The sequence below is a fragment of the Chromobacterium sp. LK11 genome, from assembly GCF_001043705.1.
GTDB classification, from domain to species: domain Bacteria; phylum Pseudomonadota; class Gammaproteobacteria; order Burkholderiales; family Chromobacteriaceae; genus Chromobacterium; species Chromobacterium alkanivorans.
Window position 1 is genome coordinate 110,241 of record NZ_LDUR01000010.1, and the last position, 25,028, is coordinate 135,268.

General features: G+C 64.6%; 25 protein-coding genes. 17 read left to right on the plus strand and 8 right to left on the minus strand.

Going from position 1 to position 25,028, the window contains the following annotated elements:
* Positions 1 to 115 precede the first annotated feature (115 nt).
* Positions 116 to 415, plus strand: coding sequence for a putative quinol monooxygenase (locus VK98_RS06765; RefSeq protein WP_048413318.1), 300 nt, complete (start codon positions 116 to 118; stop codon positions 413 to 415).
* A gap of 62 nt (positions 416 to 477) precedes the next feature.
* Here the strand turns inward: VK98_RS06765 and VK98_RS06770 are convergent, their stop codons facing one another.
* Positions 478 to 1,662, minus strand: a complete 1,185-nt coding sequence (locus VK98_RS06770; protein WP_048413319.1) for a NupC/NupG family nucleoside CNT transporter — start codon at positions 1,660 to 1,662, stop codon at positions 478 to 480.
* A gap of 258 nt (positions 1,663 to 1,920) precedes the next feature.
* On the minus strand, positions 1,921 to 3,459 hold the full coding sequence (gene rlmD, locus VK98_RS06775; RefSeq protein ID WP_048413320.1) for a 23S rRNA (uracil(1939)-C(5))-methyltransferase RlmD: 1,539 nt from the start codon (positions 3,457 to 3,459) through the stop codon (positions 1,921 to 1,923).
* Between the two features lie 403 nt (positions 3,460 to 3,862).
* Here rlmD and VK98_RS06780 point away from each other — a divergent pair, with 403 nt between their 5' ends.
* On the plus strand, positions 3,863 to 4,792 hold the full coding sequence (locus VK98_RS06780) for a L,D-transpeptidase (protein ID WP_048413321.1): 930 nt from the start codon (positions 3,863 to 3,865) through the stop codon (positions 4,790 to 4,792).
* 1 nt (position 4,793) lies between these two features.
* Here the strand turns inward: VK98_RS06780 and VK98_RS06785 are convergent, their stop codons facing one another.
* Entirely contained in the window at positions 4,794 to 6,215 is a 1,422-nt protein-coding gene (locus VK98_RS06785) for a PLP-dependent aminotransferase family protein (protein WP_048413322.1), read from the minus strand.
* Between the two features lie 207 nt (positions 6,216 to 6,422).
* On the opposite strand from VK98_RS06785, the gene VK98_RS06790 reads away from it, so the two are divergent.
* The gene (locus VK98_RS06790) at positions 6,423 to 7,052 is read left to right on the plus strand and encodes a LysE family translocator (protein ID WP_048413323.1); all 630 of its coding nucleotides are present in this window, start codon (positions 6,423 to 6,425) and stop codon (positions 7,050 to 7,052) included.
* A 148-nt stretch (positions 7,053 to 7,200) separates the two neighbouring features.
* Positions 7,201 to 7,833 carry a bifunctional 2-polyprenyl-6-hydroxyphenol methylase/3-demethylubiquinol 3-O-methyltransferase UbiG gene (locus tag VK98_RS22710; RefSeq protein ID WP_082158802.1) on the plus strand — a complete coding sequence of 211 codons (633 nt, stop codon included), beginning with the start codon at positions 7,201 to 7,203 and terminating at the stop codon, positions 7,831 to 7,833.
* Positions 7,834 to 8,009: 176 nt separating this feature from the next.
* Here the strand turns inward: VK98_RS22710 and VK98_RS06800 are convergent, their stop codons facing one another.
* Positions 8,010 to 8,429, minus strand: coding sequence for a nucleoside triphosphate pyrophosphohydrolase family protein (locus VK98_RS06800; protein WP_048413324.1), 420 nt, complete (start codon positions 8,427 to 8,429; stop codon positions 8,010 to 8,012).
* Between the two features lie 149 nt (positions 8,430 to 8,578).
* Complete coding sequence (aroA, locus tag VK98_RS06805; RefSeq protein WP_048413325.1) at positions 8,579 to 9,871, minus strand: 3-phosphoshikimate 1-carboxyvinyltransferase; 1,293 nt, start codon at positions 9,869 to 9,871, stop codon at positions 8,579 to 8,581.
* 229 nt (positions 9,872 to 10,100) lie between these two features.
* On the opposite strand from aroA, the gene cmk reads away from it, so the two are divergent.
* The 13 genes from cmk (at position 10,101) to yfcF (ending at position 21,643) form a co-directional block, all read left to right on the plus strand.
* Positions 10,101 to 10,769, plus strand: coding sequence for a (d)CMP kinase (gene cmk, locus VK98_RS06810; protein ID WP_048413326.1), 669 nt, complete (start codon positions 10,101 to 10,103; stop codon positions 10,767 to 10,769).
* 92 nt (positions 10,770 to 10,861) lie between these two features.
* On the plus strand, positions 10,862 to 12,553 hold the full coding sequence (gene rpsA / locus VK98_RS06815) for a 30S ribosomal protein S1 (RefSeq protein ID WP_085951937.1): 1,692 nt from the start codon (positions 10,862 to 10,864) through the stop codon (positions 12,551 to 12,553).
* Positions 12,554 to 12,560: 7 nt separating this feature from the next.
* Positions 12,561 to 12,875, plus strand: coding sequence for an integration host factor subunit beta (locus VK98_RS06820; protein ID WP_019104286.1), 315 nt, complete (start codon positions 12,561 to 12,563; stop codon positions 12,873 to 12,875).
* Between the two features lie 135 nt (positions 12,876 to 13,010).
* Entirely contained in the window at positions 13,011 to 13,304 is a 294-nt protein-coding gene (locus VK98_RS06825; RefSeq protein WP_019104285.1) for a lipopolysaccharide assembly LapA domain-containing protein, read from the plus strand.
* A 119-nt stretch (positions 13,305 to 13,423) separates the two neighbouring features.
* Positions 13,424 to 14,584, plus strand: coding sequence for a lipopolysaccharide assembly protein LapB (gene lapB, locus VK98_RS06830; protein ID WP_048413380.1), 1,161 nt, complete (start codon positions 13,424 to 13,426; stop codon positions 14,582 to 14,584).
* 209 nt (positions 14,585 to 14,793) lie between these two features.
* On the plus strand, positions 14,794 to 15,531 hold the full coding sequence (pyrF, locus tag VK98_RS06835; protein WP_048413327.1) for an orotidine-5'-phosphate decarboxylase: 738 nt from the start codon (positions 14,794 to 14,796) through the stop codon (positions 15,529 to 15,531).
* Between the two features lie 3 nt (positions 15,532 to 15,534).
* The gene (locus tag VK98_RS06840) at positions 15,535 to 16,854 is read left to right on the plus strand and encodes a UDP-glucose/GDP-mannose dehydrogenase family protein (RefSeq protein ID WP_048413328.1); all 1,320 of its coding nucleotides are present in this window, start codon (positions 15,535 to 15,537) and stop codon (positions 16,852 to 16,854) included.
* Positions 16,855 to 16,862: 8 nt separating this feature from the next.
* Positions 16,863 to 17,825, plus strand: coding sequence for a D-glycero-beta-D-manno-heptose-7-phosphate kinase (gene rfaE1 / locus VK98_RS06845; protein ID WP_053077271.1), 963 nt, complete (start codon positions 16,863 to 16,865; stop codon positions 17,823 to 17,825).
* A 36-nt stretch (positions 17,826 to 17,861) separates the two neighbouring features.
* A complete protein-coding gene (locus tag VK98_RS06850; RefSeq protein ID WP_048413329.1) occupies positions 17,862 to 18,440 on the plus strand; it encodes a DUF924 family protein in 579 nt (192 codons plus the stop codon).
* A 54-nt stretch (positions 18,441 to 18,494) separates the two neighbouring features.
* Positions 18,495 to 19,490 (plus strand): ADP-glyceromanno-heptose 6-epimerase, encoded by a 996-nt coding sequence (gene rfaD, locus VK98_RS06855; RefSeq protein ID WP_048413330.1) that lies wholly within the window; start codon positions 18,495 to 18,497, stop codon positions 19,488 to 19,490.
* Positions 19,487 to 19,930, plus strand: a complete 444-nt coding sequence (locus VK98_RS06860) for an NUDIX hydrolase (protein WP_048413331.1) — start codon at positions 19,487 to 19,489, stop codon at positions 19,928 to 19,930. The genes rfaD and VK98_RS06860 overlap by 4 nt, the downstream gene beginning before the upstream one ends.
* A gap of 94 nt (positions 19,931 to 20,024) precedes the next feature.
* Positions 20,025 to 20,909: a cysteine synthase CysM gene (gene cysM / locus VK98_RS06865; protein ID WP_048413332.1), complete on the plus strand. Its 885-nt coding sequence runs from the start codon at positions 20,025 to 20,027 to the stop codon at positions 20,907 to 20,909.
* 110 nt (positions 20,910 to 21,019) lie between these two features.
* Positions 21,020 to 21,643 carry a glutathione transferase gene (gene yfcF / locus VK98_RS06870; protein WP_048413333.1) on the plus strand — a complete coding sequence of 208 codons (624 nt, stop codon included), beginning with the start codon at positions 21,020 to 21,022 and terminating at the stop codon, positions 21,641 to 21,643.
* 159 nt (positions 21,644 to 21,802) lie between these two features.
* On the opposite strand, the gene VK98_RS06875 is transcribed toward yfcF, so the two are convergent.
* From VK98_RS06875 to VK98_RS06885, 3 genes are all read right to left on the minus strand, one after another.
* Entirely contained in the window at positions 21,803 to 22,990 is a 1,188-nt protein-coding gene (locus VK98_RS06875; protein ID WP_048413334.1) for a patatin-like phospholipase family protein, read from the minus strand.
* Positions 22,987 to 23,769: a 3-hydroxybutyrate dehydrogenase gene (locus VK98_RS06880; protein WP_048413335.1), complete on the minus strand. Its 783-nt coding sequence runs from the start codon at positions 23,767 to 23,769 to the stop codon at positions 22,987 to 22,989. The genes VK98_RS06875 and VK98_RS06880 overlap by 4 nt, the downstream gene beginning before the upstream one ends.
* A 214-nt stretch (positions 23,770 to 23,983) precedes the next feature.
* Positions 23,984 to 24,724, minus strand: a complete 741-nt coding sequence (locus tag VK98_RS06885) for an acetoacetate decarboxylase (protein ID WP_048413336.1) — start codon at positions 24,722 to 24,724, stop codon at positions 23,984 to 23,986.
* Positions 24,725 to 25,028: the final 304 nt, after the last annotated feature.

Consider the following 25,028-nt stretch of genomic DNA (forward strand, 5'->3'; position numbering starts at 1 on the left):
AGTCTGCGCGCGCCCGGCCTGTTTGGCCGCGAGCGGCGTCGCCATACTGGCCGCCTGAGGCGTCGGCAAGCGCGCCGCCGCCGATTCATCATTTCAACTACGGAGAAACCACGTCATGACGACATCGCCCCTGATCAGCATCGCCGTGCTCAAGGCCAGGCCCGGCCAGCGCGAAGCGCTTCGCGCGGCGCTGACCGCCTTGGTCGAACCTACCCGCCGCGAGGCGGGCAATCTCGATTACACCCTGTTCGAGCTCAAGGACGAGCCGGGCAGCTTTTACATGCGGGAAGCTTTCGTCAGCCGTTCCGCGCTGGACGAGCACTTGGCCGCGCCTTATTTCCAGGCTTTCGAACAGCGCTTCGACGAATTGCTGGCGGAACCGATCAAGCTGATTTTTCTCGACAAGGTGGCTTGAGCGGAGGCATGAAAAAGGCCCGGCAGCGGCCGGGCCCGTTGGCGGGAGGGGCGTAGAGGCTTTTACAGCACCAGGCCGCCGATCAGCGCCGACAGGATGCTGACCAGGGTGGAGCCGTACACCAGTTTCAGGCCGAAGCGGGACACCATATTGCCGCGCTCCTCGTCCAGGCCCTTGACCGCGCCGGCGATGATGCCGATGGAGCTGAAGTTGGCGAAGGACACCAGGAAGATGGAGATCACGCCTATGGTGTATTCCGACAACTGGGAGGTGAGCTTTTTCAGTTCCATCATCGCCACGAATTCATTGGTCACCAGTTTGGTGGCCATGATGCTGCTGGCCGGCATGATGTCGGCGGCCGGGATGCCCATCAGCCAGGCCAGCGGGTAGAACACATAGCCCAGCACGTACTGGAAGTTGACGCCAAAGATGGCATCGAAGATGTGGTTGACGGTGGTGATCAGCGCGATGAAGCCGATCAGCATCGCGCCGACGATCACGGCGATCTTGAAGCCGGCCATGATGTAGTCGCCCAGCATTTCGAAGAAGGACATGCGGTGGGCGGCTTCGGCGCTGATCAGCTCGTCGTCGTCCTGGCTGGCGTCGTAGGGGTTGATCAGCGACAGCACGATGAAGGTGCTGAACAGGTTGAGGATCAGCGCGGTGACCACGTAGCGCGGCTGGATGATCTGCATATAGGAGCCGACGATGGACATCGACACCGTGGACATCGCGGTGGCGGCCAGCGTGTACATGCGCTTTTCCGAGAAGCTGCCGATGATGTTCTTGTAGGCGATGAAGTTCTCGGACTGGCCGACGATCATGGAGCCGACGGCGTTGAAGGATTCGATCTTGCCCATGCCGCTGATCTTGGCCAGCACCCAGCCTATGCCGCGTATCACCCAGGGCAGCACGCGGATGTGCTGCAGGATGCCGATCAGCACCGAGATGTAGACGATGGGCATCAGCACCTTGAGGAAGAAGCTGAACTCGCCCTGGTTGAGCAGGCCGCCGAACACGAAGTTGGTGCCTTCGCCGGCGTAGCTCATCAGCTTGTCGAACACGCCGGCCACGCCGCCCACCAGGGTCAGGCCGTAGCTGGAGTGCAGCAGGAAATAGGCCAGCGCCAGTTCCACCGCCACCAGTTGCAGCACGTAGCGGATCTTGATGTTCTTGCGGTCGCGCGCCACCAATTGGGTCAGCAGGAAGACAACCAGCAGTCCGAAGACGAATTGAAATATGTGCATGTTTATTGCCTTGATGGGCCGCCCTTCAGGCAGGAGCGGCGACGTTTGGCGGGCGTGCCCGCTGTGTGTGCTTGGTATTGTTGATTAGGCGAACGGCGAATTTTGACATGAAGCTATCGAGGATTCCATGTAAAACGCATTCGCCCGCCACTGTGCGCTTATCCGCCATCGCAAACCAGCCGGTTTGATCAAACAAGCTGCGCGGCGACGGCAAAAATAAAGCCCCCGGCCATGGCCGGAGGCTTGTCGCATACGGGTCTACTGCGCTTGCTGTTCCGCTTCGCGGCGCGCTTGCTCGGCGAAATAATAATCGCGGCGCGCTTGCTTGGCCGCGGCCTTTTCCGCCAGTTCCCGCTCCTTCTTGGCGGCTTCCGCCGCCGCTTCGGCGCGCTGCGCCGCCTTGACCGCTTCGCGTTCGGCTTCTTCGGCGGCTTCGATCACGGCGATTTCGCTGCGGCTCTTGCACGGGCCGGTCTTTTCGAACCAGGCCACGGATTCCACGTGGGCGGTGTGCGGGAACATATTGATGATGCCGGCCGCCTTCAGCGTGTAGCCCTTGGTGTGCACCAGCACATTGGCGTCGCGCGCCAGCGTGGCCGGGTTACAGGACACGTAGACGATGCGCTTGGGCGCGGTGTCTTCGGTGATGGCCTTCAACAGCTGCACCGCGCCGTCGCGCGGCGGGTCCACCAGCATCTTGTCGAAGCGGCCGAGCGCGGCGAAGGATTCCTCTGTGACGTCGAACAGATTGGCCATTTCATAGCTGACCTGGTCCTGCAAGCCGTTGTGGGTGGCGTTTTCCACCGCGCGCTTGACCAGGGGCTGGCTGCCCTCCATGCCGTGCACGCTGGCGCCGGAGCGGGCGATGGGCAGGGTGAAGTTGCCGATGCCGCAGAACATGTCGGCGATGCGCTCGCCCGGCTGCGGGTCCAGGAATTTTAGCGCGCGCGCCACCATCACCGCATTGATTTCGGGGTTCACCTGGGTGAACTCGGTGGGGTAGTAGGGCATTTCCACGCGGTATTCCGGCAAGCTGTAAGTCAGCTTGGGCGCGTCCAGCGGGTAGACCGGATAACAGGTGTCCGGCCCCTTGGGCTGCAACCACATTTGCAGCGGCCGCTCCTTGCTGCCGTGGGCGTCGGAGAAGGCGCGCAACAAGGCGTGGTCGGCGTCGTTGATGGCTTCCATATTGCGGAACACCAGGATGTCCACCTTGTCGCCCACCGCCAGCTCCACCTGGGGCATGCGGTTGTTGATCGACAGTTTGTAGATCATCTCGCGCAGCGGCACGATCAGGTCCGAGATATGGCGCGGCAGGATGTGGCACTCGCGCATATCGGTGATGTAGGTGGAGCGCTTCTCGTGGAAGCCCACCAGCACGCCGCCCTTTTTCTCCACCAGCCGCGCCGACATCCGCGCGCGGTGGCGGTAGTGCCAGGCCGGGCCGGCGATGGGGGTCAGCACCTGTTGCGGCTTGACCCGGCCGATGCGGGCCAGATTGTCTTCCAGCACCCTTTGCTTGACCGCCACCTGGGCGCTGAACTCCACATGCTGCATCGAACAGCCGCCGCAGGTGCCGTAATGCGGACAGCGCGGCTGCGTGCGCAGAAAGCTTTCCTTCAGCACCTGGCTGGTGTTGGCGTTTTCGTAGGAAGACTTCTTGCGATAGGCGCTGTAGACCACGGTTTCATAAGGCAGCGCGCCGTCGATGAAAATGGTCTTGCCATCGACGTGGGCGACTCCCCGGCCTTCGTGGTCCAGCGACTCGACCTGGGCGATAGTCTGTTTGTGCGTCATGGTGTTGCTTGGAAAATCAAACGGAAAGCGGCGATTTTCTCAAATTATCCGCCGGCGCGCAGGGGTTTTTTGTCGGTGGCCGAGGCCGAGCCGACTGCGACTGCCTGCCTGGTGCTGTTCAGCCTGCAGGGTAGGGCGCGCGCGCTTGGCTCCGCCTGATGGCCCACGCCCGTTTGTACGCGGCGGCCTGGGTCTTGGCGCATTGGCCGGAACTTTGAGCCAAAGCCGGCTATGCTGGCGTAAAACCGACAATATTAGCGGCGGTCGGGCGGGGCGGAGGGCTTGGTAATAGTCAGAATCTTGCTTTCCCACGCTTTCTGTTAGAATCGAACAATAGTGATTTTAGATATGGTGCGGTATGTTGAAGCGATGTGTTGGGCTGTTGGGGTGGCTTGGGCTTGGCGTGACGCCGTTGGTCGGCGCGGCGGTGATTCCCGAGCCTGATGTGCAGGTCAACCCCGCGGGCCTGCATCTGGTGTTGAATCTGCCGCAGGCGCGGCTGTTCCAGTACCAGGACGGCAGGCTGTCCAAAATCTACCCGGTGGCGGTGGGCAAGATGCTGACCCAGACCCCGACCGGCAGCTTCGACATCACCGGCATCTACAAGGCGCCGGCCTGGCATGTGCCGCGCTCCATTCAGGAAGAAATGCGCCGCAGCGGCAAGGAAGTGCAGACCGTGGTGCCGCCTGGGCCCAAGAACCCGCTGGGCCCGGTGTTCATCCGTTTCGGCGAGGCCAAGCTGGGCCTGGGCTTCCACGGCACCAACGCGCCCGGCTCGGTGCCGGGCTTCCGCAGCCACGGCTGCGTGCGGATGAAAAACGACGACGCCCTGTCGCTGTCCAAAACCGTGGTCCGAGGCGACGCGGTCACGGTGGCTTATCAGACCGTGTTGCTGAACCAGGACGCCGCCGGCGAACTGTGGCTGACCGCTTACCGCAACCACTACAAGCAGGACGATCCCTCTTTCCCGATGCTGGCGGAAACGCTGCTGGCCTGGCAGAAGCAGAAGTCCGCGGTGGTGTTCGGCGCGCGGGTGGACCAGGCCTTGAAGGCGCGCAAGGGCGTGCCGGTGTGCCTGACCTGCAAGGACGTGGCCAAGGCCAAGGTGGACGGCGATCTGTCCGCGGTGCGCTGGCTGTCGCCGGGCAAGGCGGACGACACCCAGTTCGCGCGCGAACCGGCCGGCCGCGAGCCGGGCGGCCCGTTGCCGGCCCAGGCGACGCCGCCCGCGTCCGCGCCGCAGCACGCGCCGGCGGTCGCGCCGTCTTCGGCGCCGGCCTCTTCGCGCGCCGCCGTGCGCGGCCAGCCGCCGCGTAGCGGCCGTCCGGCCTGATTCAGTCGGCCATTTCCCCCGCCAATTCCCCAACGCGCCGCAAGGCGCGTTCGTACGCCGGGTTCCACGGATAGCAGCAGGACAGCCGCACGCAATTGCGGTAGCGGCCCTTGGCCGAGTACAGCGTGCCGGGCGCGACGGTGATGCGCTCGGCCAGCGCCGTCTGGAACAAGGTCATGGTGTCCACCCCGCTGGGCAGCTCCACCCACAGCAGGCAGCCGCCGGACGGCGAGGTGGCTCGCGTCTGCGCCGGAAAACAACTGGCGACGGTGCCGCGCAGCCGCTCCATCTGGCTCATGAAATGGCGGCGTATCAGCCGCAGGTGGTGGTCGTAGCCGCCGGTTTCCAGGTATTCCGCCAGCGTTTCCTCCAATAGCCGCGGCTGGGCCAGCGAACTGGCGAACTTCAGCCGCGTCACTTCGCGCAAAAAGCGCCCGGGCGCGATCCAGCCGATGCGAAAGCCCGGCGCCAGCGTCTTGCTGTAGCTGGAGCACAGCAGCACCCAGCCGTCCCGATCGTAGGCCTTGACCGCGTCCGGAGTGGCGCCGTCGTAATGCAGGTCGGCGTGCGGCACGTCCTCGATCAGCGGCACCTGATGCTCGTTGACCAAGGCCGCCAGTCTTTGCTTGGCCTCGGCCGGCATGGTGCAGCCCAGCGGGTTGTGCACCGTGGGCATGGCCACGATGGCGTTCAGCCGCTTTTCCGACAGCAGCAGCTCCAGCGCGTCCAGCGACAGGCCGTTGGCCGGGTGGGTGGGAATCTCGATCACGCTCAGGCCCAGGTTCTTCAGCGTGGGCAGCAGCGCGAAATAAGTGGGCGATTCCAGACCCACGGTGTCGCCCGGCTTGCAGCAGGCGCGCAGCGCCAGTTGCAGCGCCTCGGTGCAGCCGTTGGTGATCACCAGGTCCTCGGCGGCCAGCACGCAGCCCCAGCTGACCGCGCGCTGGGCGATCTGGCGGCGCAGCCGCTCCGAGCCGGGCGGGAACGGGTAGTCGGTGGTCAGCTCCGGGTGCTGGCGCAGCAGCCGCCCCATGATGTGCTTGAAGCGGGTGGTGGGGTAGAAGTCGCTGCCGCGCGGGCTGGCCAGCGACAGATCGATGAAGTCCTCTCGGGTTTGCGCCGTCATCACCGCCTCGATCTGGTCCACCACTTCGCCGGCGTGGTGGGCGGCGCTTTGCCGGCGCATGCGCGGCAGCGGCAGGGTGGCGGCGGATTTGACGTAGAAGCCGGACTGCGGCCGCGCCTCGATCAGGCCGCGGTCCTCCAGCGTGCGGTAGGTCAGCAGGATGGTGGACGGGCTGACCTTGTGCATCTCGCAGGCCTTGCGCACCGAGGGCAGCCGTTCGCCGGGTTGCACCACCCCGGTCTGGATCAGGGTGATCCATTCGTTGACCAACTGCTGGTACAGGGGTTCGTCGCTCATGCTTGGGCCTCGCTGACAGATATGAGGGTCGCCATCGGTACAATTTCCGGAAAAAGCGACCATAACAGTTTTGTTATTTTATAACTGTTATGGTTCCAATTCAATTTTTCTGAATCTGTATTCGTCCTTGCCGCGGCGTTATCATTCTCGCATTGAAAACAAACCGCGCCCGGACCATCCTGGCGCCTTCAATGGGCTGGAACGGTAATGAATTTTGTTGCATTGGTGACTTATTTGTTGGTGATGTCGATCACGCCGGGGCCGAACAACCTGGTGCTGGCCTCGTCCGGGGTCAATCACGGTTTTTCCCGCACGGTGCCGGCCTTGCTGGGTATGTCGCTGGGCTTGTCGGTGCAGGTGGGCTTGCTGACGGTGTTTCTGGGTAGCCTGATCGCCGTCATCGCCTCGGTGCAGCTTTACCTGGCGATGGCCGGTTGTCTTTATCTGCTGTGGCTGTCCTGGGGCATGGCGCGCTCGGCGCCGGCCGCCGGCGAATCCGGCGGCGCGCCGATGGGCTTCTGGGGCGGAGTGCTGTTCAATTGGCTGAACCCCAAAGTGTGGCTGATGGGCTTCAATATCGCCATGGTGTTTCTGCCGGCCAAGATGAACGCCTGGCACGCGGGCCTGCTGTTCGCCGCCTTGACCTTCGTCATCGGCCTGCCCTGCATTGCCCTGTGGGCGGGGTCCGGCGTGGCCGCGCGCCGCTTCCTGGCGTCGCCGCGCCGGCTGCGCGTTTTCAATTGCGGCATGGCCGCGATGCTGGCGGTGACCGCGATCTGGTTGCTGCTGGAAATGCTGCCGGCGCAGTCCCTGCACGCGCTGCCGCAAATGATTTGATGAATAGCTAAATCGATAGGGATGTTCTTGCTGGGGACATCGTCTATGCTGTCCAAAATGGTAGGTGGCCTATCGTACAGGTATCCCGGACGGCAGATTCGGGCCGCGGTGGGCCGATCAGGCGGGCAGCCGAAGCGGGGACATCATCATGACAGCAGCGGGATTCGACGGCGTGTATCGTTCGAGCACGTCTTTCTACGGGGACAAACCGTCCCCGTCCTTGGTTCAGTACTTGGAAAAATATCATGTCGCGGGCGGCGGCGCCGGCCTGGATCTGGGTTGCGGCCAGGGCCGCAACGCCTTGTTCCTGGCGCAGCAGGGCTTCGCGATGACGGCGGTGGACGGCTCGGCGGAGGCGATCGCCAGCCTGGGCGAGGCGGCGGACCAGCGCAGGCTGAACGTGGGCGGCAAGGTGGCGGATCTGGCCGGCCTGGAGCTGGAGCCGGAGCGTTACCGGCTGATCGTCGCCAATACTTCGCTGGACCATTTGGGCGCGAACGAGGGCGAGGCGCTGGCGCGCCAGATGGCCGCCGCGCTGGAGCCGGGCGGTTATCTGTTCGTGTCGGTGTTCATGGTCGACGATCCGGGCTGCGACGCCCAGGGGCGGGTGGCCAGCGAAACGGCTTCCTACGTCAAGCACTACTATCAGTCCGGCGAGCTGCGCCGGCAGTTCTCGGCGCTGAGCCTGCTGGCTTATCAGGAGGAATACGCGCTGGACGTGGGCCACGGCCAGCCGCATTACCACGGCATCGCCCGGCTGTTCGCGCGGCGCGATCACTAGATCGTCGTCGTCGCCGACGCGCGGCGGGCTTTATCGGGCTCTCAGAGCCTGTTCAAAGTTAAGGCGAGACAAAGCGTTGCGGTTGAGAGAGCGGAGTGCGCGTTTGGCGCATGAGCATTTCGAAGTCGTGCTCGCCGTGTAAGGCCCACGACGCGCAGCAGACTTTGAACAGGTTCTCAGAACTCCAGCGCCCGGCGTATCACCCCCTCCTTGTCGGCCGGCTGCCAGCCGGCCGGCTTCAGCACCTTGCCGTCCTCGCGGCGCACAATCTTGCCGCCCACGCATTTGCGCATATTGGCGGCGTGGATTTCCCGGAACATGTCTTCCAGCGGCAGGCCTTGCGACATCAGCAGGCCGCTGAGCACATTGAGCACGTCCACGCCTTCGGCCAGCAGTTCCGCCATGCGCCGCGCGCGTTCCGCCTCGTCGCCGTCCTGGCGCTTGTAATCGGCCAGAGCCTGCTGGAATTCCGCCAGTTCCTCGCCCAGCATGGTTTCCCACATCGCCAGCTGTTGCGGCTGCCATTGCGGCCGCTGCGGGCTGGGAATGTCGAACTGGTGCATGAACTGGCGGCGCAGAGCGAAGAAATTTTCCATGATGTAGGTGCTTTCTGTTTTTTTAATCCATATATTGTGTTTTATCGGCGGGCTGGACGCAAGCGGCGGGCAAGACAAAGCCCCGCCGGAGCGGGGCTGGGAGGACGCGAGAGTCTGTTGGCTATGGTGACAGGCTCAAGGACGTCTTCTTATTCCTGACCGCGCAGCGCCGCCAGCGCGTCGAAGTAATCCGGGAAGGTCTTGGCCACGCACTTGGGGTCGTTGATGGTGACCGGCGCGCCCAGCAGCGAGACCAGCGAGAAGCACATCGCCATGCGGTGGTCGTCGTAGGTATCGATTTCGGCGTTGGGCGTCAAGGCCGACGGCGGGGTGATGCGGATGTAGTCCTGGCCTTCCTCCACCACGGCGCCCACCTTGCGCAGTTCGGCGGCCATCGCGCTCAGGCGGTCGGTTTCCTTGACGCGCCAGCTTTCGATATTGCGCAGCGTGCTGGTGCCGTCGGCGGCCAGCGCCGCCACCGCCAGCGTCATCGCCGCGTCCGGGATGTGGTTGAAGTCCGCGTCTATCGCCTTGAGCGGCAGGCGGGCGCTGGCTTCGATCCAGTTGGGGCCCATGCTGACCTCGGCGCCCATCAGACGCAGCGCGTCGGCGAACTTGACGTCGCCCTGTATGCTGTCCGCGCCCACGCCTTCCACCCGCACCGGGCCGCCCGCCAGCGCGCCGGCGGCGAGGAAGTAGGACGCGCTGGAGGCGTCGCCCTCCACGTGAACTTCGCCCGGGGAAATATAGCTCTGGCCGCCGGGAATGGTGAAGCGCCGCCAGCCGTCGCGCTCAACCCGCACGCCGAAGCGCGCCATCAGGTTGAGGGTGATTTCGATATAGGGTTTGGAGATCAGTTCGCCGTCGACTTCGATCACCGCGGTTTCGCCGGTCAGCGGCAGCGCCATCAACAGGGCGGTGAGGAACTGACTGGACACATTGCCCTTGACCGGGATCGGGCGGCCGGCCTCCAGCCGCGCCGGCGCGATGGCCAGCGGCGGGTAGCCGGGCTGGCCCTGGTATTGGATCCGGGCGCCGGCCTCGCGCAGCGCGTCCACCAGATCGCCGATCGGCCGTTCGTGCATGCGCGGCACGCCACTGAGCTGGTAATCGCCCTGCATCAGCGCCAGCGCCGCGGTCAGCGGGCGGAAGGCGGTGCCGGCGTTGCCGAGGAACAGGTCCGCGCTCTTGACTGGAAATTCGCCGCCCACGCCCTGCACGCGGAAGTCGCGGCTGTCGCCTATCTGTTCGATCTCCACCCCCAGCAGTTTCAACGCCGCCAGCATGTGGCGGATGTCGTCCGAATCCAGCAGCTCGCGCACCAGGGTGCTGCCGCTGCCCAGCGCGGCCAGCAGCAGGGTGCGGTTGGAGATGCTCTTGGAGCCGGGCAGCTTGATGGCGCCGGACAGGCGGCGGACGGGGGCGAGATGCAGTTGTTCCATGGCGGTTCGGGATCTTGTGTTCTTGGGATTGGCGGAGGGCGCCGCGGCGCCCGTCGGACAATGTAACCGCCAGCAAGGTCTTTGCGCAAACCCCGCGTTGCGGCGCGGCCGCGGCGCGCGCGCCGTAGAATCTTGCTGTGCCGGCCGGCGGCTTGAGATAAAATCGACGGTTTGGCCGGTTGCCCGTTGCGGCGGCCGGCGCGAATTTCTGCAAGGACATCGTCTGTACATGACCGCACCTGTCATCGCCATCGACGGCCCGTCCGCCTCGGGCAAGGGCACCGTCGCCGCCCTGGTCGCCGCGCGGCTGGGTTTTCATTATCTGGATTCGGGCTCGCTTTACCGCCTGCTGGCGCTGTTCGCGCAGCGTCACAATATCGGCTGGGACGACGAGCCGGGGCTGGCCGCCGCCGCCGCCGGCCTGCCGGCGGAGTTCGCCGACGGCGCGGTGTGGCTGGAGAGCAACGACGCCAGCGCGGCGATCCGCAGCGAAGACATCGGCATCGGCGCGTCCAAGGTGGGCGCGCTGCCGGCGGTGCGCGCCGCGCTGTTGCAGCGCCAACGCGATTTCTGCCAGTTGCCGGGCCTAGTGACGGACGGCCGCGACATGGGATCCGTGGTGTTTCCCGCCGCCGCCTTGAAGGTGTTTTTGACCGCCAGCGCCGAGGAGCGCGCCGAACGTCGCTATAAGCAGTTGATCGGCAAGGGAGATTCTGCTAATCTCCCACAGATTCTGCAGGACATTATCGATCGGGACGCGCGCGATGCCGCCCGGCCGGTAGCGCCGCTGCGCCAGGAGCCGGACGCCTTTTTGCTCGACACCACGGAGCTGACCATCGACCAGGCGGTCGCACAGGTTCTGCGTTGGTTCGAGGAAAGACAGGTCTCCGGCCTATGATTTTTTTGTCGGGTGAAAATGCTGCAAGGCAATAAACCCGTTGTGCAACCCTAACCCCGCACGCCGCAAGGCGCGCACCGAGAGTACGCTTGATGACTACCCTCTCCATGGAAAACTTCGCTCAGCTGTTTGAGGAAAGCCTGACCCTTCACGACATGCGCGTGGGCGAGGTGATCACTGCCGAAGTCGTAGCAGTTGATTCCAACTTTGTAACCGTGAACGCAGGCCTCAAGTCCGAGTCCCTGATCCCGGCTGAAGAATTCAAGAACGACCAAGGCGTGGTCGAAGTGGCCATCGGCGACTTCGTTACCGTCGCCATCGACGCGCTGGAAAACGGCTTTGGCGAAACCAAGCTGTCCCGCGAAAAAGCCAAGCGCCTGGCCGCTTGGGTGGAGCTGGAAGAGGCTCTGGAAACCGGCAAGATCCTGTCCGGTCTGATCAGCGGCAAAGTGAAAGGCGGCCTGACCGTTATGGTCAACGGCATCCGCGCCTTCCTGCCGGGTTCCCTGGTTGACGTGCGTCCGGTGAAAGACACCACCCCGTACGAAAACAAACAGATCGAATTCAAGGTCATCAAGCTGGACCGCAAGCGCAACAACGTGGTTGTGTCCCGTCGTTCCGTGCTGGAAGAAACCCTGGGCGAAGAGCGCAAAGCTCTGCTGGAAACCCTGAAAGAGGGCGCCATCATCAAGGGTATCGTCAAGAACATCACCGACTACGGTGCGTTCGTTGACCTGGGCGGCATCGATGGCCTGCTGCACATCACCGACCTGGCATGGCGCCGCGTGAAGCACCCGTCCGAAGTTCTGGCCGTGGGCGACGAAGTGGAAGCCAAGGTACTGAAGTTCGACCAAGAGAAGAACCGCGTATCCCTGGGTCTGAAGCAACTGGGCGAAGATCCGTGGGTGGGCCTGTCCCGCCGCTACCCGTCCGGCACCCGTCTGTTCGGCAAGGTGACCAACCTGACCGACTACGGCGCGTTCGTGGAAATCGAACAAGGCATCGAAGGCCTGGTGCACGTGTCCGAAATGGACTGGACCAACAAGAACGTACACCCGTCCAAGGTAGTTCAGGTTGGCGACGAAGTGGAAGTCATGATCCTGGAAATCGACGAAGACCGTCGTCGCATCTCCCTGGGCATGAAGCAGTGCCTGGCCAACCCGTGGAACGAGTTTGCCGACAACTTCCACAAAGGCGACAAGCTGAAGGGCGCGATCAAGTCCATCACCGACTTCGGCGTGTTCGTTGGCCTGCCGGGCGGCATCGACGGCCTGGTTCACCTGTCCGACCTGTCCTGGAACGAAGCCGGCGAAGAAGCCGTTCGCAAGTTCAAGAAGGGCGACGAGGTTGAAGCCGTTGTTCTGTCCATCGACGTTGAGAAAGAGCGCATTTCCCTGGGCATCAAGCAGATGGAAGGCGATCCGTTCAACAACTTCGTTGCGATGAACGACAAGGGCGCTCTGGTTAAGGGCACCGTGAAGTCTGTTGACGCCAAAGGCGCCGTCGTGACTCTGGACACCGATGTTGAAGGCTACCTGCGCGCTTCCGAACTGTCCCGCGACCGCGTGGAAGACGCTCGCTCCGTTCTGAAGGACGGCGAAGAAGTGGAAGCCGTGATCATCGCCGTGGACCGCAAGTCCCGCAACATCAGCCTGTCCATCAAGGCTAAAGACGCTCAGGAAGACAACGTTGCTCTGAAGAGCCTGTCCGTTGACAGCGCTTCCGCTGGCACCACCAATCTGGGTGCCCTGCTGAAGGCAAAACTGTCCGGCTCTAACGAGTAATTGAGACATGACCAAATCTGAGCTGATCGCTAGGCTGTCGGAACGACTCGCCGAGCGCAATTCTCAGTTGGTCTACAAAGACGCTGAGTTGGCCGTCAAAACCATTCTGGATGCGATGGCCAATAACCTGGCGCAGGGAAACCGGATTGAAATCCGCGGTTTCGGTAGTTTCGATTTGAACTACCGTCCGCCGCGGATTGGCCGCAACCCCAAGTCGGGCACCAGCGTCTCGGTTCCTGAGAAATATGTGCCGCATTTCAAGGCGGGCAAAGAATTGCGCGAACGCGTCGATCTGTCCCTGTTGGAGCAGAGCGAAGCCTAGGCCTTCATGCCCTGTCTAGCGAATCCGAAGCGCCGCTTTTTGCGGCGCTTTTTCTTTGCGCGGCTGAAATTCCAGCTTGGGTTGCGCCGGGCTATCGTTTAAACTTGCACTCCGGCAAACAAATCGAGCGAGATCATGCGTTACCTGCTTCGTATCGTTGAATTGGCCCTGTTGGTATTCCTGATCGCGGTCACCGTGCAAAACAGCCATGCGGTTGAATTCAAATTGTTCTTCGGCCAGTCCTGGTCCGCGCCGCTGATCGTGTTTCTGCTGCTGTTTTTCGTGGTTGGCGCGCTGGTTGGTTTGCTCGCCACGCTCGGCTATTATCTGCGCAGCCGGAAAGAGCTTTCCCAATTGAAAAAAGAATTGCGCAACCGTCCTCCCGCCAGCAAGGTGATCAGCGATCCCAGCGACGCGATCGCCGATTAAGCCTGGCGCGAGCGGCGAAACGAGCCGGCGCCGCGCTTAGGCGCCGCCGCGATTCAAACCGCCGTTCTTGATGATGCCGCCCGGAGCGGCTGTTGTTGTTTGTCCGGAAAGGATTGCTGTTGGAACTGGATTTGTGGTGGTTGCTATTGTTTCCGGCCTTTTTCGGCCTGGGCTGGTTTGCCGCGCGCGTGGACATGCGCACGGTGCTGAAGCAGGCGAAAGCGGTGCCGACCGGCTTTTTCCGCGGTCTGGACGCGCTGGTGGAGGACAAGACCGACATCGCCGCCTCGGCCTTGGCCGAAGTGGCGCGCCAGCAAGGCTCGGCGCTGGAGCTGCAGCACACCCTGGGCAAGCTGTACCGCAAGCGCGGCGAGAACGATCGCGCCATCCGCCTGCATCAGCGCATGCTGGACGCGCCGGACCTGCCGGCCGAGCACCGCGACGCGGTGCGCTTCGAACTGGCCCAGGATTTCCGCAAAGCCGGCCTGGTGGACAGGGCGGAAGAGATACTGATCAAGCTGCAGGACGGCAATATGGGCCTGGCGGCGCGCCGTCAGCTGCTGGACATCTACCAGCAGGACCGCGACTGGCACAAGGCCATCGCCACCGCCAAGGAGTTGCGCAGCGACGCGCATTCCTTCCAGCACGAAGTGGCGCAGTTCTATTGCGAGCTGGCCCAGGGCGAGTTGTACAAATCCAATAGCGAGCAGGCGCGCCACTACGTGGACGAGGCGTTTTCCGCCAACCGCAAATGCGTGCGCGCCAGCCTGATCCTCGGCGACATCGAGTTCGCCGGCGGCCATGTGGAAGCGGCGATCGCGGCTTGGCAGAACATCGAAAAGCAGAACTACGAATACCTGTCGATGGCCGCAGAGCGGCTGTTCGACGCCTACGAGCGGCTGGACAAGCCGCTGGAAGGCATCGCCTTGCTGCGCGGCTATCAGAAGACCTTCCCGCAGCTGGAGCTGACCGATCTGTTGTACCAGAAGATCGCCACTTACGAGGGCGAGGAAAAGGCGCTGGAAGTGGCGCGCGAGGGCGTGCACGCGCGTCCCAGCCTGTCCGGCGTCTACCGGCTGATCGAGGCGCAGATGGACGAACTGAGCCCGGAAGGCCGAATGGACGCGGAAGTGGCGCGCGCGCTGGTGCTCAAGCACGCGCAGCGCCTGAGCGTGCATCGCTGCAAGTGCTGCAACTTCCGCTCGCGCGCCTTCTTCTGGCATTGCCCGGCCTGCGGCGAGTGGGAAGGGTTCACCGCCAACCGCTCGGAATCGCAGTAACAAGACATGGCTTAAGATTAAGAGCCGCGAACAAAACCCCGCAGAGATCCTGAGCCAAGGCGCGCCGACGCTGGCGGTACCCGTTGTACTACCAGGAGGCGCAACGCGGGATCAGGGGTTTGGTTAGCGGATCAGCAGCCGCCGGAGAGCGGCTGCGTTGATTTGAATACAGACCGCCGGCAGCATCCGGCGGCAAGAATGGAGCAAGCATGAACCCTTTGATCGCAGCCGGCGCGTCGCAGCCGACTTCGCCCGTCGTCGTGGCCCTGGACTTCGCCGACGCGGATAGCGCCTTGCGCTTCGCCAGCCGCCTGGACCCGAGCGAGTGCCGGCTCAAGGTGGGCAAGGAGTTGTTCACTTCCTCTGGCCGCAGCCTGGTGGAGAGCCTGGTGGCCAGGGGTTTCCAGGTGTTCCTGGATCTGAAGTTCCACGATATTCCCAATACCGTGGCCCATGCCTGCAAGGCGGCGGCGGAAGCCGGCGTCTGGATGGTCAATGTGCACGCTTCCGGCGGCCGCCGGATGATGGAGGCCGCGCGCGAGGCGCTGGCGCCGTACAGCCAGCGCCCGCTGCTGATCGCGGTGACGGTGCTGACCAGCATGGAAGCCGCCGATCTGGCCGAAATCGGCATCGCCGCGTCGCCGCAGGAGCACGTGCTGCGGCTGGCTGCGCTGACCCGTGACTGCGGCCTGGACGGCGTGGTGTGTTCGGCGCAGGAGGCCAGCGAGCTGAAAGCCGCGCTGGGCCGCGATTTCAAACTGGTGACGCCTGGCATCCGCCTGGCGGACAGCGTCGCCGACGATCAGCGCCGGGTGATGACGCCGACCACCGCGCTGGCGGCCGGCTCCGACTACCTGGTGATAGGCCGGCCGATCACCCGCGCCGCCGACCCGCTGGCGGTGTTGCGCGCGATCAATCAAGACATTCAGCACTATCAGGCTCAATAAAACATGAAAATCACAGTTATCGGTACGGGGTATGTCGGTCTGGTGACCGGCACGTGTCTGGCGGAAACCGGCTATCACGTGTGCTGCCTGGATGTGGATCCCAATAAGATCGCCATCCTGAAACAGGGCGGCATCCCCATTTTCGAACCCGGCCTGGAAGACATGGTGCGGCGCAACGTCGCCGCCGGCCGGCTCAGCTTCACCACCGACATCGCCGAATCGGTGGCCTTCGGCGACGTGCAGTTCATCGCCGTCGGCACCCCGCCGGACGAGGACGGCTCCGCCGACCTGCAATACGTGCTGGCCGCGGCGCGCAATATCGGCCGCCATATGACGGATTACAAAGTCATCGTCGACAAGTCCACGGTGCCGGTGGGCACCGCCGACCTGGTCAAGGCCGCGGTGGCGGAAACCCTGGCCGAGCGCGGCGAAGCGCTGGAATTCAGCGTGGTGTCCAACCCGGAATTCCTGAAAGAGGGTGCGGCCATCGACGACTTCATGCGCCCGGACCGCGTGGTGATCGGCGTCGACGACGAACGCGCGGCCGCGATGATGCGCCGGCTGTACGCGCCGTTCCAGCGCAACCACGAACGCGTGCTGCTGATGGACGTGCGCTCCGCCGAGCTGACCAAGTACGCGGCCAACGCCATGCTGGCGACGCGCATCTCCTTCATGAACGAACTGGCCAATCTGGCCGAGAGCCTGGGAGCCGACATCGAACAGGTGCGCTTGGGCATGGGCTCCGATCCGCGCATCGGCTACCACTTCCTGTATCCGGGCGTCGGTTACGGCGGCTCCTGCTTCCCCAAGGACGTCAAGGCCCTGGTGCAGACCGCCAAGGAAAACGGCCATGATCTGCGCGTGCTGACGGCGGTGGAAGAAGCCAACGATCTGCAGAAGCTGCGCCTGGTGGACAAGGTGCTGGCGCGTTTCGGCCAGGATCTGTCCGGCCGCCGTTTCGCGATGTGGGGCCTGGCCTTCAAGCCCAATACCGACGATATGCGCGAAGCGCCCAGCCGCGTGATCGCGGAAGAACTGAGCCGCCGCGGCGCGGAAGTGGTGGCCTTCGATCCGGTGGCCACCCACGAAGCGCAGCGGGTGATGGGCGACATCGCCGGCCTGAGCTTCGCCGACGACATGATGGCGGCGCTGCAGCGGGCGGACGCCTTGCTGATCGTCACCGAGTGGAAGATGTTCCGCGCGCCGGACCTGGACGCGGTCAAGCAGGCGCTGAAGCAGCCCTTGGTGTTCGACGGCCGCAATATGTACGATCCGGCCTGGATGCGCGAGCAGGGCTTCGATTACTTCGCGATCGGCCGCTGAGGATAGCCATGGGCCTGATGCAAGACCTGGGGCTGGACAGCTCCAAACTGGCCGCCGAACTGGCGCAAGCGAAAGTTCTGGTGGTGGGCGATGTGATGCTGGACCGTTACTGGTTCGGCGACGCCACCCGCATTTCGCCGGAGGCGCCGGTGCCGGTGGCCAAGATCGAGCGCATCGAAGAGCGCGCCGGCGGCGCCGCCAACGTGGCGCGCAATATCGCCGGCCTCGGCGGCCAGGCCACTCTGCTGTCGGTGGTGGGCGACGACGAAGCCGCCTCGGCGCTGGAGCGCCTGCTGGCGGCGGACGGCATCGCCACCTCGCTGAAGCGCGATCCCAGCATTGCCACCACCATCAAATTGCGCGTGGTGGCGCGGCAGCAGCAATTGATCCGCCTAGATTTCGAAGACGCGCCCAGCCATGAAATCCTGGCCGGCAAGCTGGAAGAGTATCAGCAGATCCTGGCCGAGCACGACGTGGTGATCCTGTCCGACTACGGCAAGGGCGGCCTGACTCACGTCAGCAAGATGATCGAACTGGCGCGCCAGGCCGGCAAGCCGGTGCTGATCGATCCCAAGGGCGACGACTACAGCAAATACGCCGGCGCCACCTTGCTGACGCCGAACCGCAGCGAGTTCCGCCAGGTGGCCGGCCGCTGGGCGTCGGAGAGCGAGCTGACCGCCAAGGCGCAGGCCTTGCGCGCCGCCTTGGCGCTGGACGCCTTGCTGGTGACGCGCAGCGAGGAGGGCATGACCTTGTTCCGCGACGAGGGCGTGGTGCATCAGCCCACCTTCGCGCGCGAGGTTTACGACGTGTCCGGCGCCGGCGACACCGTGATCGGCACCTTGGGCCTGGGGCTGGCCGCCGGCCAGCCGCTGCCGGTGGCGATGAGTCTCGCCAACGCCGCCGCCGGCGTGGTGGTGGGCAAGCTGGGCACCGCGGTGTGCAGCCAGCGCGAACTTTTCGCGGTGTGATCCCGTCCAGTCAGGCTAGATCCTGAAGGAGAACGCATGCAGCACTATACCGATGCCATCCTAGAGTTCTGGTTCGGCGGCGCCGACGACAGCTTCCTGTCGGTGCCGCGCAGCGCCTGGTTCAAAAAGGACGAGGTGTTCGACGGCGTTATCCGCGAACGCTTTCTGGGGCTGTGGCGGCAGGCGCGCGCCGGCGAGTTGCCGCCGGACGCCGACGACGCCCGCCGCGGCCTGGCCTGGCTGATTCTGACCGATCAATTCCCGCGCAATCTGTTCCGCGGCTCGGCCGAAGCCTTCGCCAGCGACGGCCAGGCCTTGGCCTTGGCCCGCCGCATGGTGGAGCAGGGCCTGGACCGGCAACTGCCCCCTATCGCGCGCACCTTCGTTTATCTGCCGTTTGAACACAGCGAATCGCTGGCGGATCAGGACGAGGCCATCCGCCTGTTTGAAACCATGGCCGAGGACAAGGCCATGGCCAGCTTCATCGATTACGCGCACCGCCACCGCGAGGTGATCGTCCGCTTCGGACGTTTCCCGCACCGCAACGCCGCGCTGGGCCGCGCGGACACGCCGGAAGAGCGGGCCTATCTGGCCGAGCCCGGCGCCGGCTTTTAAACGCAAACCCCTATCCCGCGCCGTTGGCGATGGCCGGCGGCGGAAAGGCAAAACATGACTATCGTCGTCACCGGCGCCGCCGGTTTTATCGGTTCCAACCTGGTCAAGGCGCTGAACGAGCGCGGCGTCACCGACATCATCGCCGTGGACAATCTGTCCAGCGGCGACAAATTCCGCAATCTGGTGGATTGCGAAATCGCCCATTACATGGACAAGCACGATTTCCTGGCCCTGCTGCTGGAAGGCGAGTTCGAGGGCGAGCTGTCCGCCATCCTGCATCAGGGCGCCTGCTCCGACACCATGAACCACGACGGCAAGTACATGATGGACAACAACTATCAGTACACGCTGGCCCTGTTCGACTACTGTCAGCACGAGGAAATCCAGTTCCTCTACGCCTCCAGCGCCGCCACCTACGGCAAGGGCACCGTGTTCAAGGAAGAGCGCCAGTACGAGGGCCCGCTCAACGTCTACGGCTATTCCAAATTCCTGTTCGACCAGGTGTTGCGCCAACGGATGAAGGAAGGCCTGAGCGCGCAGGCGGTGGGCTTCCGCTATTTCAACGTCTACGGCCCGCGCGAACAGCACAAGGGCCGCATGGCCTCGGTGGCTTTCCACCATTTCAACCAGTACCGCGAGCACGGCAAGGTCAAGCTGTTCGGCGGCTGGGACGGCTGGGGCGACGGCATGCAAAGCCGTGACTTCGTGTCGGTGGAAGACGTGGCCAAGATCAATCTCTATTTCCTGGATCACCCGGAAAAGAGCGGCATCTTCAATCTGGGCTCCGGCCGCTCGCAGCCGTTCAACGACGTGGCCGTGGCCACCGTCAACGCCTGCCGCCGCCATGAGGGCCAGCCGGCGCTGAGCCTGGAGGAGATGGCGGCCCAGGGCATCGTCGAATACGTGGATTTCCCCGACGCGCTCAAGGGCAAGTACCAGAGCTTCACCCAGGCCGACATCGGCAAGCTGCGCAGCGCCGGTTACGGCGCCGAGCTCTTCAACGTCGAGCAGGGCGTGGATCGCTACGTGGACTGGCTGATCAAGCAATGACGCTGCGCATCCGGCAGGCGGCGCGGCTGCTGACGCTGGACCCGGCGGGCAGGGTGCTGTTGTTCCCCTGTCAGCCGGCGGGCCAGGTCGAATACTGGTTCACGCCGGGCGGCGAGGTGGAGGACGGCGAAAGCCTGGCCGACGCCGCGCGGCGCGAATGTCGGGAGGAGACCGGCCATCACATCGCCGATCCCGGCCCGGTCGTGGCCTGCCGTTCGTTCGAATTGACGCTGCTGGACGGCGAGCGGGTGCGGGCGGTCGAGCATTTCCATTTGGTCCGCCTAGAGCACGCGCGGCTGGACGACGCCGGCTGGACCGAGGTCGAGCGACAGGTAATGGGGCGGGGCCGTTGGTGGTCGCCGGCCGAACTGGCCGCTTCCGGCGAGCGCTATTTCCCTGAGGACTTGCTGGCGATGCTGGCGGAAGCGTCCGCGGGCTGATAGTTGCAACAACGGTTATTTGCTTAGACATAAGGATTCCGTCTTTGCTGATAGCCAATCGGTATAATGGCCGTTCCCCGTTGGAGAACGCGTCGTGTACAAGCATCTGGAAGATTTCGTCGGCCACACCCCGCTGGTCAGACTCAAGCGCCTGCCCGGCGTCACCAGCAACACCGTGCTGGTCAAGCTGGAAGGCAACAACCCGGCGGGTTCGGTCAAGGACCGGCCGGCGCTGTCCATGATCCGCCGCGCCGAAGAGCGCGGCGAGATCAAGCCGGGCGACACCCTGATCGAGCCCACCAGCGGCAACACCGGCATCGCCTTGGCGATGGCGGCGGCGATGATGGGTTATAAGATGATTCTCATCATGCCGGAGAACTCCAGCGCCGAGCGGGTGCAGGCGATGCGCGCCTACGGCGCGGAGGTGGTGTTGACGCCCAAGGAGGCCTCGATGCCCGGTTCCATCGACCTGGCGCGCAAGATGGAAGCCGCCGGCCAGGGCCGCATCCTCGACCAGTTTTCCAATCCGGACAATCCGCTGGCCCACTATGAAAGCACCGGGCCGGAAATCTGGCGGGACACCCGGGGCGGCATCACCCATTTCGTGTCCAGCATGGGCACCACCGGCACCATCATGGGCACCGGCCGTTATCTGAAGCAGCAAAATCCGGCGATCCAGATCGTGGGCGTGCATCCGGAACCGGGCAGCCAGATCGCCGGCATCCGCAAATGGGAAGATCCCTATGTGCCCAAGATCTGCGACTTCTCGCAGCTGGACGATTTGCAGCACGTCGGCCAGCAGGAGGCGGAGGACATGGCGCGGCAACTGGCGCGCGAGGAGGGCATCCTGGCCGGGCCTTCGTCCGGCGGCGCGCTGGCGGTGGCGCTGCGCCTGTCGCGCCAGCTGGAAAACGCGGTCATCGTTTCCATTGTTTGCGACCGCGGCGATCGCTACCTGTCCACCGGTCTGTTCGGTTAAACGCCCAAATGGGCGGCGCGCCGGAACGCAGTGTTCGCGTTTCGGCGCTGGCGCCGGACGTCTGACGTCGCTAGCATCTGAGGTTCCGTATTCCGCCTCCGGAGGCTCTCGTGCTGCTGCATGTCGATTCCCGTTTCCTCAGTCCCTACGCCTTGTCCGCCTTCGTCGCCCTGAAGGAAAAAGGGCTGGCCTTCGAGTTGGCGACCTTGAGCCTTGAGGCGCAAGCCAACCTGGCCCCGGACTATCAGCGCCAGTCGCTGACCGCCCGCGTGCCGATGCTGGAAGACGGCGACTTCCAACTCAGCGAATCCTCGGCCATCGCCGAATATCTTGAAGACGCTTATCCCGAGCGCCCCCGGCTCTACCCGCTGGACCTGCGCCAACGCGCCCGCGCGCGCCAGCTGCAAGCCTGGCTGCGCAGCGACCTGATGGCCTTGCGCGAAGACCGCAACACCGAGGCGGTGTTTCTGCGGCCGGCGGTCGGCACCCTGGCGCCGGAAGCGCGGCAGGCGGCGCACAAGCTGATCGCCGCGGCGGAGCAATTGCTGCCGGCCGACGGCGGCGATCTGTTCGGCGCCTGGTGTCTGGCCGACACCGACCTGGCGCTGATGTTGAAGCGGCTGCAATACGACGCCATCCTGCCGCCGCGGCTGGCCGCCTACGCCGAGCGCCAGTGGCGGCGGCCGGCGGTGTTGGATTGGCTGGAACTGGGACGGCGGGCGGCGCAAGCCTGAGGGAGGGCTAGCGATCCGCCACGCGCCGCGGGGCGAAACACGGTGGGCGCCGCTTTAGGAGTGCTCATGAGTTGTTGTCGCCAGCCATCGCACTTGTCCGCCAGGCTTAGCGCCGGCGTGGAGAACGCGGCGGCCTGGATTTGAGGCGGGGCCGCCGCCTCAGCGGTGCACGTCGTGAGTGACGAAGGGCCGGTCCGGCGACGGCATCTCCAGCCAGTCCGGATGGCTCAGTGTGCGGCAGATGTCCTGATAGCCGCTGGTCCAGTGCGCGCGCATGGTCTGGGCGCCGAACTGATAGTCCTTGTGGTGGTCCTCGTATTCCTTGTCCTGATAGATCAGGTGGATCACTTTCAACAGCCGGCCGCAGGCCAGCTCGCGGGCGTGGCGGTAGGCGGGGTGCTCGCGCTGCGCTTCCGGCACCAGCTCCATCAGCTGCCGCAGCAGGCCGCGGTAGTTCTGCTCCCGCTTCATCGTGTCGGTGATCTGCCGGGTGCGGCTGGAATACTGGATGTCCTTCTGCCGCATCGCGATCGCCTTCATGTCGGTGGGCGGCTCCCCTTTAGCGCTCCACAGGTCCACCTGGAACACCAAGGAGTTCTTGCGCGGCTCGGAGCCCAGTATCTGCTTCAGCGGCGTGTTGGACACCAGGCCGCCGTCCCAGTAGTACTCGCCGTCTATCTCCACCGCCGGAAAGCCGGGCGGCAGCGCGCCGGAGGCCATGAAATGCTCGGCGCGCAGCCGCTGGCGGGTATTGTCGAAATAGACGAAGTTGCCGCTGCGCAGATTGACCGCGCCCACCGACACCCGCATCTGATCGCTGTCGTTGATGCGGTCGAAGTCGGCGAAGCGTTCCAGCGTGCCTTTCAGCGGCGTGGTGTCGTAGAGGCTGCAATTGGCGGGCGAGGGCGCGCCGGCCGGCCACGGCGAGCGCGGCAGGAAGAAGCCGTTCTGACCTTCGGTCAATGCGCGCCAGGCCTCCCAGCTGGCCATCAGCCCGTTCAGCCCCGCCGGCCAATGGTGGGTGTCCAGGTGGCTGAACGGGCTGGGCGGCAGAAACGGCGGCCGGCAGATGGTGTCCCAGAAAGCGCGCAACTGTTCCACCCGCCGTTCCGGCGGATTGCCGGCGATGACGGCGGCGTTGAGCGCGCCTATGGAAATGCCGGCCACCCAGTTGGGGTGGAGGTCGGCCTCGGCCAGGCCCTGGTAGACGCCGGGCTGGTAGGAGCCCAGCGCGCCGCCGCCTTGCAGCACCAGCGCCAGCACCTGATAGCGGTGGCCGGGCGGCAGGCTGCGGCTCTGGTACAGGCCGCCGGTTTGCGGGCAGGCCGGATTGTGCGGCGGCGTCATTGCATATACCAGCCGTGGCTGACGATGACGGATTGGCCGGTCAGCGCCGCGCTGGGGAAGGCGGCCAGGAACAGCGCGGTCTGAGCCACGTCCTCCACCGTGGTGAACACCCCGTCCACGGTATTGCCCAGCATCACGTTCTTGACCACTTCTTCCTCGCTGATGCCCAGCTCCTTGGCCTGTTCCGGAATCTGCTTCTCCACCAGCGGCGTGCGCACGAAGCCGGGGCAGACCACGTGGGCGCGCACATTGTATTCCGCGCCTTCCTTGGCCAGCACCCGGCACAGGCCCAGCAGCGCGTGCTTGGCGGTGACGTAGGCGGACTTGAGCTTGGACGCCTCGTGAGAATGCACTGATCCCATATAAATCACCGTGCCGCCGCGCTTGTCCTTGTACATATGCGGCAGCGCGGCCTTGGTGGTGAGAAAGGCGCCGTCCACGTGGATGGCCTGCATTTTCTTCCAGTCGGAAAACTTGTAGTCCACCAGCGGGTTGACGATCTGGATGCCGGCGTTGGAAATCAGGATGTCCAGCGCGCCCAGCGCGTCCACCGCCGCCTGGGTGCCGGCGTTGACGGATTCCTCGTTGGTCACGTCCATCGCCACGCCCACCGCCTTGCCGCCGGCGGCCTGGATCTCCGCCGCCGCGGCCTGCGCCGCCGCCAGATTGATGTCGGCGATGGCCACCGCCGCGCCGGCCCGGGCGTAGGTTTCCGCAATGGCCTTGCCTATGCCGCTGGCCGCGCCGGTGATCAATGCCACTTTGCCGTTCAATTGCATGCTGCTCTCCTTGTTGTCCGTGGGTAGGGCCGTTTAGAAGCGGTTTACAGCCGCTGGCAAGCGGCTTCTTGGAAGGTGTTTACGATCTCGCGAGCAAGAGCGAGACAAGGCGAAAACTAGCGAAAAAGCGCAATGTACGAGTGCTGCGTGAGCATTTTGAGCTTGTGCTCACCGTGCCATGTCTCACGACGCGCAGCAGACATTGCACAGCTTCTTAGTTCAGGTAATCGAACTCCACCTCACCCAGGCCCAGGGTCAGGTCGGCGATGATGTGGCGCGCTTCCACCACCTCCAGCACCGGCAGCTCCGCCACCGGGGCCAGCGCGTGCGGGAACAGCGCCAGCGCCGCCGGCCCGCTCCAGGCGCCGTGCACGGTCACGTCCTTCAGGTAGAAGCGCACCAGCTCGCAAATGCGCGGGCTGCCGTCCACGTGCGGGATGATCTTCAAGAGGAAATTGGGGGTGTTGACCATGGAGCGCTGCAGCGCGCTGGCGTCCTGGGCGTGATGCTTGTAGCCCATGGTGGCGGTGGCCACCCGCACCGGGCCGTAGTCCAGTTCGCCCACCAGGGTGTCGGTATGCACTTGCAGCCGCGGGCAGGCCAGTTTCTTGGGAAAGCCCCACAGCTCGCGGCCGCCGGCGATGGGCGGATGGTCGTTCAGATACATCGCGTGGGTGTAGTTGCCGGCCACGCCGCCCAGCGAGACCGGGATCACCTGGCCGCTTTCGGTGTAGTCGCCGAAGCCGGTGGAGTCCGGCATGCGGATGAATTCGAAGTTGACCAGATCGGAGGCAGGCTGCAGCGGTTCCGGCACCGCTTCGCGCAGCTTGGCCGGGTCGGTGCGGTAAGTGATGATGAAGAATTCGCGGTTGGTGAAGCGGTAGGGGCCGCGGGGGAAGGCGGGATTGGTCAGCGGCATGGCGAAGGCCTGCTCGCGGATGGCGTCGATGTTCATACGTGCTGCGCTCCCTGGATGGCAAAAAGTCGCGCCCGGAGAGGGGGCGGCCGCTGCTGCGAAAGGAGCCCGCCGGCGGAACGGCCGGGCGGGCAGGCGTGCATCTGGCACTGATGGTACAGGCAAAGATCCCATACAGATAGCTTGTCGCCGCGTCACCTGTCCGTTGGGATGGAGCGGCGCGGCCGGCGGAGGCGCCGCGCCGGGCCGACAAGGAAGCCCTTGGCCTCAGGCCCGCCGTGCTATGCTGTCGCGGTTGCGGCGCAATGACGCCGCGGCCCGCCACCGTGCCGGCGGAGTCGGC

Bases quoted from the DNA above. Each gene is read 5' to 3' on its own strand.
- VK98_RS06785 (WP_048413322.1), bottom strand. From the start codon at position 6,215: ATGAGCGACGAACCCCTGTACCAGCAGTTGGTCAACGAATGGATCACC.
- VK98_RS06790 (WP_048413323.1), top strand. From the start codon at position 6,423: ATGAATTTTGTTGCATTGGTGACTTATTTGTTGGTGATGTCGATCACG.
- rlmD (WP_048413320.1), bottom strand. From the start codon at position 3,459: ATGACGCACAAACAGACTATCGCCCAGGTCGAGTCGCTGGACCACGAA.
- VK98_RS06820 (WP_019104286.1), top strand. From the start codon at position 12,561: ATGACCAAATCTGAGCTGATCGCTAGGCTGTCGGAACGACTCGCCGAG.
- VK98_RS06770 (WP_048413319.1), bottom strand. From the start codon at position 1,662: ATGCACATATTTCAATTCGTCTTCGGACTGCTGGTTGTCTTCCTGCTG.
- rpsA (WP_085951937.1), top strand. From the start codon at position 10,862: ATGACTACCCTCTCCATGGAAAACTTCGCTCAGCTGTTTGAGGAAAGC.
- rfaE1 (WP_053077271.1), top strand. From the start codon at position 16,863: ATGGGCCTGATGCAAGACCTGGGGCTGGACAGCTCCAAACTGGCCGCC.
- VK98_RS22710 (WP_082158802.1), top strand. From the start codon at position 7,201: ATGACAGCAGCGGGATTCGACGGCGTGTATCGTTCGAGCACGTCTTTC.
- VK98_RS06765 (WP_048413318.1), top strand. From the start codon at position 116: ATGACGACATCGCCCCTGATCAGCATCGCCGTGCTCAAGGCCAGGCCC.
- cmk (WP_048413326.1), top strand. From the start codon at position 10,101: ATGACCGCACCTGTCATCGCCATCGACGGCCCGTCCGCCTCGGGCAAG.
- rfaD (WP_048413330.1), top strand. From the start codon at position 18,495: ATGACTATCGTCGTCACCGGCGCCGCCGGTTTTATCGGTTCCAACCTG.
- VK98_RS06860 (WP_048413331.1), top strand. From the start codon at position 19,487: ATGACGCTGCGCATCCGGCAGGCGGCGCGGCTGCTGACGCTGGACCCG.
- VK98_RS06840 (WP_048413328.1), top strand. From the start codon at position 15,535: ATGAAAATCACAGTTATCGGTACGGGGTATGTCGGTCTGGTGACCGGC.
- VK98_RS06850 (WP_048413329.1), top strand. From the start codon at position 17,862: ATGCAGCACTATACCGATGCCATCCTAGAGTTCTGGTTCGGCGGCGCC.
- aroA (WP_048413325.1), bottom strand. From the start codon at position 9,871: ATGGAACAACTGCATCTCGCCCCCGTCCGCCGCCTGTCCGGCGCCATC.
- VK98_RS06885 (WP_048413336.1), bottom strand. From the start codon at position 24,724: ATGAACATCGACGCCATCCGCGAGCAGGCCTTCGCCATGCCGCTGACC.
- VK98_RS06880 (WP_048413335.1), bottom strand. From the start codon at position 23,769: ATGCAATTGAACGGCAAAGTGGCATTGATCACCGGCGCGGCCAGCGGC.
- VK98_RS06825 (WP_019104285.1), top strand. From the start codon at position 13,011: ATGCGTTACCTGCTTCGTATCGTTGAATTGGCCCTGTTGGTATTCCTG.
- VK98_RS06875 (WP_048413334.1), bottom strand. From the start codon at position 22,990: ATGACGCCGCCGCACAATCCGGCCTGCCCGCAAACCGGCGGCCTGTAC.
- pyrF (WP_048413327.1), top strand. From the start codon at position 14,794: ATGAACCCTTTGATCGCAGCCGGCGCGTCGCAGCCGACTTCGCCCGTC.
- VK98_RS06800 (WP_048413324.1), bottom strand. From the start codon at position 8,429: ATGGAAAATTTCTTCGCTCTGCGCCGCCAGTTCATGCACCAGTTCGAC.